14 protein-coding genes and 1 riboswitch are annotated in these 16,533 nt (G+C 39.0%); of the genes, 6 read left to right on the forward strand and 8 right to left on the reverse strand.

All coding sequences use genetic code 11. The features are described from left to right. Positions 1-459 precede the first annotated feature (459 nt). From ilvA to folP, 7 genes are all read right to left on the reverse strand, one after another. The gene (gene ilvA / locus BUC06_RS11310) at positions 460-1,722 is read right to left on the reverse strand and encodes a threonine ammonia-lyase IlvA (RefSeq protein ID WP_083564056.1); all 1,263 of its coding nucleotides are present in this window, start codon (positions 1,720-1,722) and stop codon (positions 460-462) included. Between the two features lie 11 nt (positions 1,723-1,733). Further along, complete coding sequence (gene ilvC / locus BUC06_RS11315; RefSeq protein ID WP_073333927.1) at positions 1,734-2,780, reverse strand: ketol-acid reductoisomerase; 1,047 nt, start codon at positions 2,778-2,780, stop codon at positions 1,734-1,736. A 53-nt stretch (positions 2,781-2,833) separates the two neighbouring features. Beyond that, positions 2,834-3,115 carry an ACT domain-containing protein gene (locus BUC06_RS11320; RefSeq protein WP_073333930.1) on the reverse strand — a complete coding sequence of 94 codons (282 nt, stop codon included), beginning with the start codon at positions 3,113-3,115 and terminating at the stop codon, positions 2,834-2,836. 18 nt (positions 3,116-3,133) lie between these two features. Next, positions 3,134-4,858, reverse strand: a complete 1,725-nt coding sequence (gene ilvB / locus BUC06_RS11325) for a biosynthetic-type acetolactate synthase large subunit (RefSeq protein WP_073333932.1) — start codon at positions 4,856-4,858, stop codon at positions 3,134-3,136. 11 nt (positions 4,859-4,869) lie between these two features. Then, positions 4,870-6,549 (reverse strand): dihydroxy-acid dehydratase, encoded by a 1,680-nt coding sequence (gene ilvD, locus BUC06_RS11330; RefSeq protein WP_185116981.1) that lies wholly within the window; start codon positions 6,547-6,549, stop codon positions 4,870-4,872. Between the two features lie 212 nt (positions 6,550-6,761). Continuing rightward, positions 6,762-7,634 carry a branched-chain-amino-acid transaminase gene (gene ilvE, locus BUC06_RS11335; RefSeq protein WP_073333938.1) on the reverse strand — a complete coding sequence of 291 codons (873 nt, stop codon included), beginning with the start codon at positions 7,632-7,634 and terminating at the stop codon, positions 6,762-6,764. A gap of 337 nt (positions 7,635-7,971) precedes the next feature. Beyond that, on the reverse strand, positions 7,972-8,859 hold the full coding sequence (gene folP / locus BUC06_RS11340; RefSeq protein ID WP_073333940.1) for a dihydropteroate synthase: 888 nt from the start codon (positions 8,857-8,859) through the stop codon (positions 7,972-7,974). A gap of 262 nt (positions 8,860-9,121) precedes the next feature. On the opposite strand from folP, the gene BUC06_RS11345 reads away from it, so the two are divergent. From BUC06_RS11345 to tpiA, 6 genes are all read left to right on the forward strand, one after another. Beyond that, complete coding sequence (locus tag BUC06_RS11345) at positions 9,122-9,685, forward strand: DUF1599 domain-containing protein (RefSeq protein ID WP_073333943.1); 564 nt, start codon at positions 9,122-9,124, stop codon at positions 9,683-9,685. A gap of 6 nt (positions 9,686-9,691) precedes the next feature. Further along, positions 9,692-10,804, forward strand: coding sequence for a BT_3928 family protein (locus BUC06_RS11350; protein WP_073333946.1), 1,113 nt, complete (start codon positions 9,692-9,694; stop codon positions 10,802-10,804). A 121-nt stretch (positions 10,805-10,925) separates the two neighbouring features. Further along, positions 10,926-11,276: a TerB family tellurite resistance protein gene (locus tag BUC06_RS11355; protein WP_073333950.1), complete on the forward strand. Its 351-nt coding sequence runs from the start codon at positions 10,926-10,928 to the stop codon at positions 11,274-11,276. Between the two features lie 26 nt (positions 11,277-11,302). Beyond that, positions 11,303-13,429, forward strand: coding sequence for a S9 family peptidase (locus tag BUC06_RS11360; protein ID WP_073333952.1), 2,127 nt, complete (start codon positions 11,303-11,305; stop codon positions 13,427-13,429). Between the two features lie 40 nt (positions 13,430-13,469). Next, positions 13,470-13,847 (forward strand): GxxExxY protein, encoded by a 378-nt coding sequence (locus tag BUC06_RS11365; protein ID WP_073333955.1) that lies wholly within the window; start codon positions 13,470-13,472, stop codon positions 13,845-13,847. 70 nt (positions 13,848-13,917) lie between these two features. Beyond that, positions 13,918-14,679, forward strand: coding sequence for a triose-phosphate isomerase (gene tpiA / locus BUC06_RS11370; RefSeq protein ID WP_073333957.1), 762 nt, complete (start codon positions 13,918-13,920; stop codon positions 14,677-14,679). A 98-nt stretch (positions 14,680-14,777) separates the two neighbouring features. On the opposite strand, the gene BUC06_RS11375 is transcribed toward tpiA, so the two are convergent. Next, a complete protein-coding gene (locus BUC06_RS11375) occupies positions 14,778-16,040 on the reverse strand; it encodes an esterase-like activity of phytase family protein (RefSeq protein ID WP_073333959.1) in 1,263 nt (420 codons plus the stop codon). Between the two features lie 246 nt (positions 16,041-16,286). Then, a riboswitch (cobalamin riboswitch) is annotated at positions 16,287-16,478 on the forward strand. Positions 16,479-16,533: the final 55 nt, after the last annotated feature.

The raw sequence follows: 16,533 nt of genomic DNA on the forward strand, positions 1-16,533 counted from the left end.
AGGTCAGATATTTAGGTTGCAAATTCTATTTTTCCCAAACTTTACAATAAATCATCCGTCTTAAACTTAGTATTCTTTGTCATTGCGAGGAGCGTAGCGACGAAGCAATCTCTTTATTCTTTCTTCTTTACTCTCAAGATTACTTCTCACGGCTTCACGAATTCTGCAAATATTCTCTATTCTTCTTTTGTCTTGAAACAAAAGAATCAAAAGTTCAAGACTGGGAAACTTCCGCTAAAAATAAATCCTGTTCTCTAAAAATTCTAAAACTTGCGCAGATTTATTATTTCTTCTTCGTTTCAATTACAGTCCCGCGCTTCGGACAGTAGAATTTTCTTAACGTTCACAGAATTGATTTTTTTGACGCTCCATTTTCCTAAGTCAGATATTTTAGGTTGCAAATTCAATTTTCTCCAAATTTTAGAATTAGATTACCAACCATTGATCATATTCGTTACTTTAAATAAGCAGATTCATTAAAGACGGATCATTATTCAGATAATTGACAAAAAAGTCATATTTCTTCATGTTGTTAAGCAGTGGCGTAAAATCTTCACTATTCCTCAATCCGATACCCAAAACAGCAATACCTTTCTCCTTTGAGTTTTTCTGTGTGTATTCAAAAAAAGTGATATCATCATTGGGACCCAACACATTCATCACAAAGGTTTTCAGGGCTCCCGGGCGCTGCGCAAATCTTACCAGGAAGTAATGTTTTAATCCTGCATGGAGAAGCGCTTTTTCCTTGATCTCTTCCATACGCGTAATGTCATTATTACTTCCACTGATAATACATACCACATTTTTTCCTTCAATCTGATCTTTATATTTCCCTAACGCAGCCACCGAAAGAGCTCCGGCAGGTTCCACCACAATAGCGTCCTTATTGTAGAGGGAAAGAATGGTTTCACAAACCACCCCTTCATCCACTAAAGCCATATCTTTCAATACACTTTTACACAGTTCAAAATTGAGATCACCTACTTTCTGCACCGCAGCACCATCCACAAAACGGCTGATCTTTTCCAGAAGCACCGGCTTTCCATTTTCCAGTGCTTTTTTCATGCTTGCCGCTGCTGAAGGCTCCACTCCAATAATTTTTGTTTGTGGAGACAACTGGCGGAATACTGTACATACGCCAGCAGCCAGTCCTCCTCCTCCAACAGGAACAAAAAGATAATCAATAGGTTCATCCGACTGTTCAAGGATTTCCAGCGCTGCCGTAGCCTGTCCATCAATAATATTCTGATCATCAAAAGGATGAATAAATATTCCTCCGTTGTCGTCACAGAACTTCACGGCTGCATCTTTTGCTTCATCAAAAGTATCCCCGTAAAGAACAATATCTATATAAGTTCCTCCGAACATCTTTACCTGTTCCAGTTTTTGTCCCGGAGTGGGCAAAGGCATAAAAATAGTTCCTTTCACCTGCATCGTACTGCATGCAAAAGCAACTCCCTGAGCGTGGTTTCCGGCACTTGCGCAAACCACACCTTTTGCCAGACTTTCCGGAGACATTACTGCCATTTTATTATAAGCTCCTCTGATTTTGTACGACCTTACTCTTTGCAGGTCTTCTCTTTTAAAGCTTATTCTGGCATTATAAATAGTGGAAAGATTGTTGTTGACGGCCAAAGGGGTCCTTACCACTACATTTCTAAGCCTTTCAGCTGCCTTATAGACACTGTTCAAAACAGATGGATACGTTTCTTCTTTCATCATTTTTATGAGGGTTAATTGTTCTCAGGTCTGAGACTTCGGACGGTCTTCCCGGCTCTCCACATTTCGCTTTCTCTAAGCTCGGTAAGTTCTACTTCCAGTTTTTCTCTGTAATCGGGTTTGCTGTTGCTGTCGATGGAACGTTGCGCTTCATCTCCTTTTGCCACACTGTCGTACAATTCTTCAAACAAAGGCGAAGTGGCGTCTCTGAATCGTTTCCACCAGTCTAATGCTCCTCTCTGGGCTGTCGTGCTGCAATTCGCGTACATCCAGTCCATTCCGTTTTCTGCCACTAATGGCATTAATGATTGGGTCAGTTCTTCAACTGTTTCATTGAAAGCTTCAGAAGGGCTGTGACCGTTTTTTCTCAGGACATCATACTGGGCTGCGAATATTCCCTGTACAGCACCCATCAATGTTCCTCTTTCTCCTGCAAGGTCGCTGAACACTTCCTTTTTAAAATCGGTTTCAAATAAATAACCACTTCCGATAGCTATTCCTAATGCAGTCACTCTTTCCCTTGCTTTTCCGGTGGCATCCTGATATACGGCAAAACTGCTGTTCAGTCCACGATCCTGAAGGAACATTCTTCTTAATGAAGTTCCTGAACCCTTAGGCGCTACAAGAAATACATCAACCTCAGCCGGGGGAATAATTCCGGTACGTTCATTAAAAGTGATTCCAAAACCGTGGGAGAAGTACAATGCTTTTCCAGGGGTAAGATGCTGTTTTACTTTAGGCCAGTATTCGATCTGAGCGGCATCACTCAGCAGATAGCAAATGATCGTTCCTTTTTCTAAAGCTTCTTCTATTTCGAACAATGTTTCTCCGGGTACAAATCCATCTGCAATGGCTTTGTCCCAGGATTTTGAATTTTTCCTCTGACCGACAATGACATTTACCCCATTATCTCTCTGGTTAAGTGCCTGTCCAGGTCCCTGTACTCCATAACCAATTACGGCTACCACCTCATCTTTTAATACTTCCTGAGCTTTCTGTAATGGAAATTCTTCTCTTGTCACTACGTTTTCTTCTACTCCGCCAAAATTCAATTTTGCCATCTTCTTTTAATTTTTATTTGTTGTTAATGATTATATTTTGATTGTCTTTTTATTCAGCTCGCATGTAATACTGCTGTCAGGTATGGATTTCTATGATAATGTACTTCCAGCACATCTACCTGTTTTTCTATTTGTTGGGTGATTTTCTGTACAGATTCTTCCGTTTCTTTAATGACGATTACAAACTTTTTTATTTTCTCCATCTCGGAAGGGCCTACATTGAAATTCACAATTGGGATTCTTCTTCTTGAAAAAATAGCATTGATCCGGCCAATCAACCCCAGATAATCCTCTGTGTAGGCTGTGATGGTGTATTCTTTATTTTCTGGTTTCATCTTTTTTCACTTAATATTTTAAACTTTATTATGAGTCAGTACGATCTCTGAAACACTCTTGCCCTGAGGAATCATCGGGAAAACATTGTGTTCTTTTCCCGTCATTACTTCCAAAAGGAATGCTCCTTGATGATGAAGCATTTCACTAAGACCAGCTTCCAGTTCTTCTCTTTGTACCACTTTTCTTCCCGGAATATGATATCCTTTGGCCACCTGCACAAAATCCGGACTTTGAATATCTACCGAAGAATATCGTTCTTCGTGAAACAGTTCCTGCCACTGTCTTACCATTCCCAGATAACAGTTATTCAAAATCAAAATCTTGATGTCCGGCTGATACTGCATCAATGTTCCCAGCTCCTGAATGTTCATCTGAGCACCGCCATCTCCCATTACCGCTACTACTGTACGCTCAGTTCCATAAGCAGCTCCTATGGCAGCAGGAAGACAAAATCCCATCGTACCCAGCCCGCCGCTTGTGATACTGCTTCTGGTATGTTTAAAATCTGAATATCTGCAGGTGGCCATCTGATGCTGTCCAACATCACTGACAATTACAGCTTCTCCCCGGGTCATTTCATTCAGATTCCGGATGACTTCTCCCATTGTAATTTCTCCTTCAGTAGGATAGAGTTCATGACTTATCAGTTTAAGATTCTCTATTTCATGGCAATCTTTAAACTTCTGATGCCAGTCAGAATGTTGTCTCGGTGCTATCAACTGGGTAAGAAGAGGTAGGGTTTCTTTGCAGTTTCCCAGAACCGGAACTTCCACTTTTACATTTTTATTGATTTCTGCCTTGTCAATATCCAGATGAATGATTCTTGCCTGTTTTGCGTACTGATCCAGCCTCCCGGTCACACGGTCATCAAAGCGCATTCCCACCGCAATCAGAACATCGCATTCATTGGTAAGAATATTGGGGCCATAGTTTCCATGCATTCCCACCATTCCTACAGCTTGTGGATGATTCGTTGGAATTGCACTCATTCCTAAAACGGTCCATGCTACCGGAATTCCTGATTTTTCAGCAAACTGTATAAACTCTTTTTCAGCTTTTCCCAGTATAATTCCCTGTCCTGCAATGATAAATGGTTTTTCTGCATGATTAATGAGTACCGCTGCTTTTTCAATATTTTCCCTATTGGGAACCGGATCAGGTCTGTAACTTCTTAAAGAATCGCACGGTGTATATTCTCTATACAAAACCTTCTGGAGCTGGGCATTTTTTGTCACATCGATCAATACAGGGCCGGGTCTTCCTGATCTTGCGATGTAGAATGCTTTAGCTAATACTTCGGAAAGTTCGTCTGCATCGGTTACCTGATAATTCCACTTTGTAACGGGGCTTGTTACATTCATTACATCTATTTCCTGAAAAGCATCGGTTCCCAAAAGATGTCCAAAAACCTGTCCTGTGATGCATACGACAGGGGTATTATCAAGCAATGCATCTGCTAATCCCGTCACAAGATTGGTTGCACCAGGTCCGCTGGTGGCCAGAACAACTCCCACTTCTCCAGTAACTCTGGCTAACCCCTGTGCCGCATGAACTGCTCCCTGCTCATGTCGGACCAGAATATGCTCCAGCTTATCTTTATAATCGTAAAGGGCATCATAAATAGGGATGATAGCTCCTCCGGGATATCCAAATATTGTTTTTACTCCTTCCTGAAGAAATGCTTCAAGGATGATCCGGCTTCCGCTAATTTCTGTTTCTATGGATACATTAAGATTCTTCATTATATTTTTTATTAAGTGATTTCGTCTGTTACACAACCCTCGGCAGCTGATGACACGGTGAGTGCATATTTGTAAAGCAGTCCTTTTTTAACCTTAAGTTCAGGTTTCTGCCATCCTTTTTTTCTCCGTGCAATTTCTTCATCGGATACTTTCAACTGTATCGTGTTGTTTACTGCATCGATTTCGATAAGATCATCATCCTTTACAAAAGCAATCAGACCACCTTCATAGGCTTCCGGAGTAATGTGTCCCACTACAAAACCATGGGTTCCGCCACTGAACCTTCCATCGGTAATTAAAGCAACACTTCCACCCAGCCCGGCTCCGATCAAAGCGCTGGTGGGTTTTAGCATTTCCGGCATTCCCGGTGCGCCTTTGGGTCCTTCATGTCGGATGACAATAACGTCTCCATGCTGTACTCTACCGTTTTCAATACCTTTGATGAGATCTTTTTCTCCGTCAAACACTCTGGCTTTTCCTGAAAATTTTTCACCTTCCTTTCCTGTGATCTTTGCCACACTTCCCTTTTCGGCCAGGTTACCATACAATATCCTCAGGTGACCTGTTTCCTTGATAGGATTTGATAAGGGTCTGATAATTTTTTGTTTTGTAAAATCAAGACTGGGAACATGTTCAAGGTTTTCAGCGATGGTCTTTCCGGTCACTGTTAAACAGTCGCCGTGCAACAATCCTGCTTCCAGTAAGTATTTCATTACGGCTGGCGTTCCTCCGTGGTTATGAAGATCCTGCATCAGGTATTTTCCGCTTGGCTTAAGATCTGCCAGTACCGGTGTAATGTCGCTCATTTTCTGAAAATCATCCTGAGTTACGGAAACGCCTACGCTTTTGGCCATCGCAATGAAATGTAAAACAGCATTGGTACTTCCTCCAAGGATAATGATCAGACGAAGTGCATTTTCAAAAGCTTTACGGGTCATGATATCTGATGGCTTGATATCTTTTTCGAGCAATATTTTGATATACTTTCCTGCTTCAAGACATTCATTCTGTTTTTCTTTGCTCAGTGCAGGATTAGACGATGAGTACGGAAGGCTCATCCCCAATGCTTCTATCGCTGAAGACATTGTGTTCGCGGTGTACATTCCTCCGCATGCTCCTGCTCCGGGACATGAATTTTTGATAACTCCGTTGAAATCTTCTTCTGAAATTTCACCTGCAATCTTTTTCCCTAGAGCTTCAAAGGCTGAAACAATATTAAGTGGCTCGTCTTTATAACATCCCGGAGCTATTGTTCCTCCATATACCATGATGGACGGTCTGTCCAGTCTTCCCATAGCGATAATAGTTCCCGGCATATTTTTGTCACAGCCCGGTAATGCAATGATTCCATCGTAATACTGTGCCCCGCAGATGGCTTCAATACTGTCTGCGATCACATCACGACTCACCAGTGAATACCGCATTCCGTCTGTCCCGTTGCTCATCCCGTCACTTACGCCTATTGTATTGAATATTAATCCTGCAAGACCGTGATTCCAGGTTCCTTTTTTTACGACTTGGGCGAGATCGTTGAGATGCATATTGCAGGTATTCCCATCGTACCCCATACTGGCTATTCCTATCTGGGCTTTCTGCATATCGTCATCTGTGAAACCTATTCCGTACAGCATTGCTTTTGCGGCGGGCTGTTCTGTGTTCTGTGTGAATGTTTTTGAATATTTATTTAACATATTATCCTGCATTTGCTTTTCTTATCATCACTAAATGTGGTATCAAAAATTTTATTTTTTTCAAAGTTCATCAATGAAGTTTTACTTAATTTTGGTTCAAAACTACAGCTTGTAATCTCTTTTTCATTTTCACTTTTATGAAAATTACAATACTCAACTGTTTAAAAAAAAGATATAATTATCTGATATTAAATCATTTACTTTACTAAAATTTACAATGACCGAACTCTTACCAGTTTCTGATAGGCCTGCTGCACCTTGTCACTCGCTGTATCTTTCCAGTTTTTGGTAAAAGGAACATCATCCAAAGAATCCAGTGCTACGATTTCAGCTGCCGTACCACAGAAAAAAGCGGCATCAGCTCCTCTCATTTCTTCGGGTTTGAAGAAGGTTTCTTTAACGGGTATATCCAGCTCACTGCATATTTCAAAAATGGTCTGTCTGGTGATACCCGGCAGTATGTTTCCTTTTGCAGGCGTAAATAATGTCCCATGTTTTTCGTAGAATATATTAGCGCCTGAACTTTCAGCAACATTACCATTCTCGTCTAACAGTAGTGCTTCATCATAACCTTTGTCTTTGGCATCCTGACAAGCCAGGATAGAATTCACATAATGTCCTCCTACTTTGGCTTCTATCTTAAAAGCTTTGGGATTGGGACGTTGAAAAGGGGACGTCATGATTTTCATTTTGTCTGCGAGATAGCCATTGCTCCATTCCCAGGCAAGCAGAGACAGATATGATTTTTGTCCTTTTGAAAGGGACATATTGGGAGAACAGGTGACCAATGGACGGATATAAGCATCGCTGAATCCGTTACGTTCTAAAAGTTCATAAGTAATATCCGTAAGCTGGCTGACAGAATAATCAAACGGGATGTGCATCAGTTCTGCCGATCTTTTCAATCTTTCATAATGTTCTTCTGCCTTAAAGATTTTGGTGCCGCGATCGGTGCTGTAGGATTTTATACCTTCAAAAACAGAATAACCATAATGAAGTGACTGGCCGTAAAGGTCCATTCCTGCCTCTCCAGCCTTTAAGAAATTTCCATCAAAATAAACGATCGTTTTGTCAGTGTAATACATTGTTTAGGGTTTTTAAATTAACAAATGGGTATAAAAAAAGCCCTCTCACGATGTGAGAGGGCTCAAATATGTATAGTCATACTCTATCCTTCTCACCAAAGCAAGGGAATAATAATGACGATAATAATAACTGTTAATAACTGATTCATAATTTCTGAAATAAAAAAAGCCGCTTCAATATGAAACGGCTTATATAATTTAAATGAAAATATTTTACAATGCCGATTCCTTACTGCTGTTAATGACAACAATAATGCTAGAAATGACAATAATATTTTTTTGATTCGTAAAATTCATATTGCAAATGTATTAATTTTTAGCTACTGAGCAAGTTTTTTTACCACTTTTTATTTTTTTCGCAAAATTCATTGATGGTTACTGCAGTTTCCGCCACATCATGTACTCTCAGAATTTTAGCTCCCTGCTCCAAAACTTTTATATGAAGTTTCTGCGTTTCTTCACTGATGTCCAGAGGAGATTTCCCCAGTGGTTTATAAATAAAAGATTTTCGGGAAATCCCTATCAGTAAAGGAAACTTTTCAAAACCAAAATACTGTGTTTCACCGATCATTTTCATCTGATCTTCTACTGTTTTTCCGAAACCAAAACCGGGATCGAGAATAATATCTTTCACTCCTTTTTCAAGAAGTTCATTGGTCTTTTTAGAAAAATAACGATTAACTTCCAAGGTAATGTCTTTGAACTTGACTTTGTCATGCATGGTATCATAAGACGAGTTGACATGCATCAGAATATAGGGAAGTTTCGTTTCTGCCGCAGCATCAAACATTTGATCATCATACTGCCCTCCGGAAATATCATTGATCAGATCAATCCCCTCATTAAATCCAAATTTTACGGTTTCGGCATAAAATGTATCCAATGAAATTAATGCTTCCGGAAATTCTTTTTTGATTTGGGAAATCATCTTTCCTATTCTTTGAATCTCCTCTTTACTGCTTAAAAAATCAGCATTGGGACGGGTAGACTGCGGTCCGATGTCGATGATTTCTGCCCCCTCTTTCAGAAGTTTTCCGGCATGCTCTAACGCTGATTTTTCACTATTAAACTTTCCGCCATCAGAAAAGGAATCCGGGGTAAGATTAAGAATACCCATGATTTTTGGTTTACTGAGCTCCAACAGCCTTCCGTTGCAGTTGATGGAATGGAAAGGTTTAAAAGTTTGAGGGTCGGAAGGTTTGAGGGTTTGGGAGTTTGAGGACATAGATATAATTGATGATTGATAAGTGATAAGTGATACTGTCCTGCAAAATTAAGATTTATTGTGGAATGTGGAACTTCATGATTTTTGTTTAGTGCTGGTTGGTAGTTGTTAATTTTCCAGACAATAAATCAGCAACTGACAACCATGATAACTCTAAAACCCTCCCACTCTCTAACCCAAACGCCTAAACTCTGACAAAAATCAATTCCTGATTCCTGCTACCTAAAACCTAATTCGTATATTTGGGAGATTAAGAAAATTTATGTCAGAAACATCAGTACAGTTCGGAAAAGTTATTAGTCAGTGTCGTGATCTTTTCAGTAAAAAATTACAGGATTACGGGGCAGCATGGAGGGTTTTGAGACCGAGTTCTATTACGGATCAGATTTATATTAAAGTGAACAGAATCCGTACGCTGCAGATGACAGATAAAAAGATGATAGATGAAAGCGAAGAGGATGAATTCATTGCTATCGTCAACTACTCTATCATCGGACTTATTCAGCTTGAGAAGGGTCTTTCCAATGATTTTAACGAAAATAAAGAGGAAGTTTTGAACCTTTATGATCAATATGCTCAGGCTGCTCAGGCTTTAATGGAAAGAAAAAATCACGATTACGGTGAAGCATGGAGGGATATGAGAATTTCTTCTATTACTGACCTTATTTATCAGAAAGTACTGAGAACAAAGCAGATTGAAGACAATCAGGGAAAAACGATTGTTTCTGAGGGACTGGATGCGAATTATTTCGACATGCTGAACTATGCTGTTTTCTGCCTGATTAAGTTTTCTGAAAAAGAAAATATTTCCGAACCCAAAAAATAATTTACTATGATCAAAGGTGTATTACGCTTTATTATTGCTGTTATCTTCATTCTTTCAGGCTTTGTAAAGGCTGTGGATCTGGTAGGATTTTCTTTCAAAATGGAAGAATATTTTGCTCCGTCCGTTTTCAACATGCCATTCCTGGAGAAATTTGCGCTTCTGTTCTCGATCATTGTGGTCGTCCTGGAGCTTTTCTTAGGGTTTATGCTTTTACTGAAACTGAAGCTTAAATTTACACTTTCAGCGTTAATTGCCCTTTGTATCTTCTTTGGGTTCCTTACTTTTTACTCGGCTTATTTCAATGTGGTAACGGATTGCGGATGTTTTGGAGATGCCGTTAAGTTTACCCCTTGGCAGAGCTTTATTAAAGATATTGTGCTTCTTGTCGGTCTTATTATCGTGTTTATCCTTTACAGAAAGGAATTCCGTAAAAAAGACGTATACAGCAGCGACAATACAAAAGAATCATCTGGTAAGTTCAGATATGCACTTCTGGGCCTTTTTTCTGTGATCATGATCTACATTATGGCTCAAGGAATCATGCATGAACCCATTATTGATTTCCGTGATTATAAAATAGGGACGAATATCAAAACTGAAAAGGAAAAAATCAATAAAAATCCTTCTGAATACAAAACTTTTTACTCGCTTAAAAACCAGAAAACAGGAGAAGTTTTGAAGGTGAATCAGGATGATTATATTAAAGAGACAAAATACTGGGCGGAAGGTTCTCCATGGAAAATTGAGGAAGGAAAAAACGAATCGGTTCTGGTAAAAGAAGGCTATAAATCTGAAATTGTAAAATTCAAAATTGAAGATCCTACAGGCATGGATCTTACCGATGAGATCATCAATGCCCCCAAAGCAGTACTCGTTTTTTCTTATCATCCGAAAGAAGTTCCTGCTGATCTTATGCAGAAAGTTGAGGCTAAAGTGAATACCCAGAAAGGAGCTGTCATCTACGGAGTCTCTACGGATCAGAACACTTTTAAAACCATAAAAAATGCGATGATGGACGGAACTGCTATCAAAACGATAGCGAGAAGCAATCCGTTTGTAGTTATACTGGAGAAAGGAAAAATCGTAGACAAACAGCCTGCAAAAGATTATGTCGATTAGGACGGATATAACGAATGGTCAATGCGTGAATGGTGAATAAAAAAACTCGTCAATTCCCAAACTTATTCCTTGAAATCAAAAATTAAAAATTAAACACTATACTTAAAACATACATTTACCAATGCAAAAATCAAATAAATCAATCGCCGGTTATCATCTTTTAATGATTTTATCTTCTGTAGACGGAGAATTTGCTCCTGAAGAAGGAATGCTGGTTCAGCAATATATGGCAGACGAATTTCCCTTCAGAATGAATCTTGACAATGAACTGGAAACGCTGGCTCTTTTACAACCTGAAGAATGGAAAGATCATTTTGAATTCCATGCAAGATGTTTCCATGATGATTCTACGGAAGATGAACGCGTAAAATTTGCTCAATTTGCTAAAACACTGATTAAAGCTGACAATAAAGTCACTGACGAAGAGCATACTTTCTACAAGCTGTTGAAAAATCTGTGGAATTTAGCATAGAAAAACCACCAAAAACAAAATACATCATGACGAAATTTTATCTTGGACTATTAATTATGAGTGCTTCTACGATACAATCTCAAAAATTCCCTGCTCTTAAAGCTCCCATTGCTGAAAAGCAGGCACACATCCGGGAAATTCACGGGGATAAAGTGAATGATCCCTATTACTGGATGATCGATTATTTTAAAAAAGGAAAAGATTCTACGAAAGTGGTTGATTATCTGAAAGCTGAAAATACCTATTGGGAAGGCATGATGAAAGATACAGAACCTTTCAGAGAAAAACTTTTTCAAGAAATGAAAGCCCGTATTAAGGAAAAAGATGAATCGGTACCTGTCTTTGACAACGGATATTTTTATTATACCCGTACAGAAGCAGGGAAACAATATTTCAAATACTGCAGAAAAAAAGGTAGTCTTACTGCTCCTGAAGAAATCCTTCTGGATGTAGATCAACTTGCGGAAGGGCACCCTTATTATAATGCAACAGGTTTCAGTATCAGCCCGGACAACAGTAAACTGGTATATGGCGTTGATGATGTTTCCAGAAGACAGTATACTTTATTTTTAAAGGACCTGAAGACCGGAAAAACAACCGATCTGGGCATTAAAAACACAGAAGGTTCAGCAGAATGGGCGAATGACAATAAAACCATTTTTTATACAGAGAACAATCCGGTGACTCTTTTGTCCGAAAAAATCAAAAAACATACGCTGGGAACTGATCCAGGCAAAGATGTGACCGTGTATGAGGAGAAGGACCACACCAATTATATTTCGGTATACAAATCTAAAAATCAAAAATTCATTCTCATCTATTCAGGGGCTACGACATCTTCTGAAACAAGATATTTAAATGCTGATGATCCAAACGGAACATTCAAAGTTTTCCAGCCGAGAATGAAGAATGTTCTCTATTCGATCACGCCTTTAGAAGATAAATTCCTGATCAGAACGAATAAGGATGCACTCAATTTTAAAATTGCAGAAACGCCTTTAGATAAAACAGGTGTTGAAAACTGGAAAGATTTCATCCCGCACAGAAGCGATGTTTTAATGCAGTCCGTGAGTGCGTTTAAAAACTATCTTGTGTTCAGTGAAAGACAGAATGGACTTACTCAACTCGTTATTTATGACAGAAAGACGGCTAAAAAGGAAGCGTTGACATTTGATGAACCTGCCTACACCATTTCTTCACTGGAAAACCCTGAATACAACACGGATAATTTCCGTTTTGGCTATACTTCAATGATTACGCCTGTCTCTCAGTTTGAGCAGAATTTAAAGACCGGCAAAAGAACGTTGCTAAAACAACAGGAAGTTCTGGGCGGTTATGCTAAAGATGGATATACTACTGAAAGACTTTTTGCAACAGCGAAAGACGGCACAAAAATTCCGATCTCCATTGTGTATAAAAAAGGATTTAAAAAAGATGGGAACAGTCCGCTGCTTCTTTATGCATATGGTTCTTACGGAAGTTCAATGGATGCGGCTTTCAGCAATACGCGGCTAAGTCTTCTGAACAGAGGTTTTGCTTTTGCTATCGCACACATCCGTGGCGGCCAGGAAATGGGAAGGCAATGGTATGAAGACGGAAAAATGATGAAAAAGAAGAATACCTTCACCGATTTCATCGATGCCGGAGAGTATCTGGTTAAAGAAAAATATACTTCACCCAAACATCTTTATGCTCAGGGCGGAAGCGCAGGAGGACTTTTGATGGGTGCTGTTGCGAATATGAGTCCGAATTTATGGAACGGTATGATTTCACAGGTTCCTTTCGTAGATGTGGTCAATACGATGCTTGACGAAAGTATTCCCCTGACAACCAATGAATATGACGAATGGGGAAATCCAAACAATAAGGAAGCTTATTTCTATATGAAGTCTTATTCTCCATATGAAAATATCGAAAAGAAAAATTATCCTAACCTTTTGGTAACAACAGGGCTTCATGATTCTCAGGTACAATATTTTGAGCCTGCAAAATGGGTCTCCAAACTCAGGGATATGAAAACGGATAAGAATGTATTACTTTTAAAAACGGATATGAATTATGGCCACGGAGGTGCTTCAGGAAGATTTGATTACCTGAAGGATATTGCTTTGGTGTATGCTTTAATGTTTAAACTGGAAGGGATTGATAAATAATTAAATATCACGCAGATTTTGCGAATTTTGCAGATTGACAATGACAGAAAATGAAATTTCATACATTGTTCGAAAATGTATTTTTAATGTTTATAATCAATTAGGTCCTGGCTTGCTTGAATCTATATATCAAAATATACTTATATACGAACTAGAGCAAAATGGATTAAATGTAAAATCAGAAGTTAAACTTCCTGTTTATTACGACAATAAAAAATTTGATTTAAACTTTAAAATCGATATTTTGGTAGAAGAGAAGGTAGTTTTGGAACTAAAATCAGTAAAAGAATTAGAAGCTATTCACTACAAACAACTTTACACTTATTTAAAACTATCTGATAAAAAATTAGGAATACTAATTAATTTTAATACAACAAATATTATAGATAGTATAAAAAGAGTCGTTAATAATCTTTAAATCTGCTAAATCATTAAAATCTGCGCGAAATAAAAATAATAAACAATAATTTACCTAATTATATAAGACTATGAGAAGAAAAATAGTTGCAGGAAACTGGAAAATGAACAAAAATGTCATTGACGCACAACAGTTAATGATTCAATTACTGAGCTATAAAAATAGTAATACCACCCAGTGCGAAGTATGGATCGCGCCGCCTTCTTTATATCTGATGATGGCTAAAGATATTTTCGAAAAAGATGAGATCGGTGTATTCTCTCAGGATATGAGCGAGCATGAAAGCGGTGCCTATACGGGCGAACTTTCTGCTGATATGCTTGAATCTATCGATGCAACTGGTTCATTAATCGGGCACTCTGAAAGAAGACAATATCATGGCGAAACGGATTCTCACTGCAACAGAAAGATCAAATTGGCGCTTGACAAAGGTCTGATCCCAGTATACTGTAACGGTGAAACGCTTGAACAAAGAAAGGCAGGACAACATTTCGAAGTGGTAAAAAACCAGACTGAAGTCGCTCTTTTCACCCTTTCTGCAGAAGAAATCAAAAAAGTAGTAATCGCCTACGAACCAGTTTGGGCGATAGGAACAGGGGAAACAGCTTCTCCGGAGCAGGCTCAGGAGATTCATGCACACATCAGAAGCATCATCGCTGCCAAATACGGACAGGAAGTGGCTGACGAAATTTCTATTCTTTACGGAGGTTCTGTGAAGCCTGATAATGCAAAAGAGATTTTCTCTCAGCCTGATATCGATGGTGGACTGATCGGAGGTGCCGCTTTAAAATTAGAAGATTTTTCTAAAATTATTGAAGGTTTTAATTCATAGTTTTTAGGCTAACGCCTATGCTATTGAATTCATTCAAACGATATACAATCAAAAACGGTGGCATCTTCGATGCCGCCGTTTTCTTAAAAAAAATCTAATTATTGAATATCGACTACATACATCGTTCCTTTGTCAACTTTTCCTGTTTTAGGAAGGATCTTGGCTTTCGGATTTCCGTTTCCGTCATCTAAAATTCCAAAATCATCATCATTGAAGACGGCTAGTTTATTGTTTCCTAAATAAACGATTCCTTCAAATTTGTCATGTTCGTATCCTAGTTTTGCCACCAGATCCACGGCTAAAATTTTGGACACCGGCTTGATGCCTGCATTGGTAATTTCATCCCATGTAGACTGCTCCAAGGCTTTATTATTGATTTTCATTCCATCAACGGCTGTAATATCAGCTCCGTTTACATCTGAAGCTCCGGCTATATTGATTCTGTATACTTTTTTGGTTCCGCCCTGAGAGCCAAAATTGCCATCTCTTTCGATCACAAGGAATTCCGTACTGCTGATGGCTGTGATATCACATACCGAGTCTGAAGCACCGCCATTCTGCTTATACAGATACTGTTTCGTTTGTCCTGTCGCAATATCGAAAGAGACAATTCTGGTTAAAGTGGTATTCGTTGCCAAAGCTTTTGTTGGGACATACATCGTAGACTGTATAGTACCAACCAGCATTTTTCCGTCCGGAGTGATGCATAATCCTTCCATTCCTCTATTGGCTCTTCGTTTTGCCAAAACAGCGGGTAATTTCCTTGGCCCGGTATTAACGCCTATCGGACTTATTCTTTCCAACTCCACTCCTTCTGCACTATAATGAACGATGTGGGGACCATATTCATCAGAAACCCAAAAGGTTCCGTCTGCCGCTGCTACAATGCTTTCGCTATCCAGCCCGTAATTGTCTGTTCCCAAAACATTCCCTGATGCATCGTAGGCTGTTTCTCCTGTACTTCCCATTCCTGCAGGATTGGGAAGACCGGTAATCGGTTGGCCGGAAGGATTTTTAAGCTTAATATATTTAATGATCTCGATATTTCCTTCTGCATTAATTTTAAAATGCATAATGGTTGGGGTAAAATTCGGGGCCGGGAATTTTTTCCCGTTCAGATAGTCTGTATTGGGACCACGGTCTGTGATCACATAAAACTCACCCTTTCTGGTAGGATGTGCCGCTGCACCGGAACCAAACCCACCGTTAATGATATCTACACCATTCACCGTTGCTAATTTGGAAAAAGGAAATTCCTGAGGAAGCTTGGTATAATTGACATCCTGGTTATTCATCTTGTCGTCATCTTTACATGATACAAGCGCTGTGAATATGATGGCCGATAACAGCAGTTTTTTCATAATTACTTTTATGCCGCGAAAGTATACATTGATTGTAAACTGATGTTGAATTTAATAACAATTGTATTTTAACAATAAGATCTTTAAATGAATTTATTTTAAACACCGAAATAACCCGAATATTATCAATCTTTCTTTTAATTCTTTATTAAATCAAAAAATCATCTTTCTAAAAGTCAGACAACCGTTAAACAAAAGACTGAAAAGACACGATAATTCACAAAACGGCTTCAAAAATTTATATAATATATTTGCAACAGTTAAGGCTGAACATCTGTTCATTAACAGGGAATCAAGTGAGAAGAAATTCAATGCTTGGGCTGTACCCGCAACTGTAAGCTGTATCAAACTTTGAGTACATAAGGCCACTGGATCCAAGTCCGGGAAGGCGTACTTTGAGAAGCAAGCCAGGAGACCTGCCTTATCTGCATTCGCTTCAGGAAGAGAAGAATCTGAAAAGAGTTCTGTATTCTTTGTCCTGTGGGAAAGTTTC

Source organism: Chryseobacterium carnipullorum (assembly GCF_900142785.1).
GTDB lineage: Bacteria > Bacteroidota > Bacteroidia > Flavobacteriales > Weeksellaceae > Chryseobacterium > Chryseobacterium carnipullorum.

What these genes read in the sequence shown, in the direction of transcription:
- ilvA (WP_083564056.1), bottom strand. Translation starts at nt 1,722, where the DNA reads ATGATGAAAGAAGAAACGTATCCATCTGTTTTGAACAGTGTCTATAAG.
- ilvC (WP_073333927.1), bottom strand. Translation starts at nt 2,780, where the DNA reads ATGGCAAAATTGAATTTTGGCGGAGTAGAAGAAAACGTAGTGACAAGA.
- BUC06_RS11320 (WP_073333930.1), bottom strand. Translation starts at nt 3,115, where the DNA reads ATGAAACCAGAAAATAAAGAATACACCATCACAGCCTACACAGAGGAT.
- ilvB (WP_073333932.1), bottom strand. Translation starts at nt 4,858, where the DNA reads ATGAAGAATCTTAATGTATCCATAGAAACAGAAATTAGCGGAAGCCGG.
- ilvD (WP_185116981.1), bottom strand. Translation starts at nt 6,549, where the DNA reads ATGTTAAATAAATATTCAAAAACATTCACACAGAACACAGAACAGCCC.
- ilvE (WP_073333938.1), bottom strand. Translation starts at nt 7,634, where the DNA reads ATGTATTACACTGACAAAACGATCGTTTATTTTGATGGAAATTTCTTA.
- folP (WP_073333940.1), bottom strand. Translation starts at nt 8,859, where the DNA reads ATGTCCTCAAACTCCCAAACCCTCAAACCTTCCGACCCTCAAACTTTT.
- BUC06_RS11345 (WP_073333943.1), top strand. Translation starts at nt 9,122, where the DNA reads ATGTCAGAAACATCAGTACAGTTCGGAAAAGTTATTAGTCAGTGTCGT.
- BUC06_RS11350 (WP_073333946.1), top strand. Translation starts at nt 9,692, where the DNA reads ATGATCAAAGGTGTATTACGCTTTATTATTGCTGTTATCTTCATTCTT.
- BUC06_RS11355 (WP_073333950.1), top strand. Translation starts at nt 10,926, where the DNA reads ATGCAAAAATCAAATAAATCAATCGCCGGTTATCATCTTTTAATGATT.
- BUC06_RS11360 (WP_073333952.1), top strand. Translation starts at nt 11,303, where the DNA reads ATGACGAAATTTTATCTTGGACTATTAATTATGAGTGCTTCTACGATA.
- BUC06_RS11365 (WP_073333955.1), top strand. Translation starts at nt 13,470, where the DNA reads ATGACAGAAAATGAAATTTCATACATTGTTCGAAAATGTATTTTTAAT.
- tpiA (WP_073333957.1), top strand. Translation starts at nt 13,918, where the DNA reads ATGAGAAGAAAAATAGTTGCAGGAAACTGGAAAATGAACAAAAATGTC.
- BUC06_RS11375 (WP_073333959.1), bottom strand. Translation starts at nt 16,040, where the DNA reads ATGAAAAAACTGCTGTTATCGGCCATCATATTCACAGCGCTTGTATCA.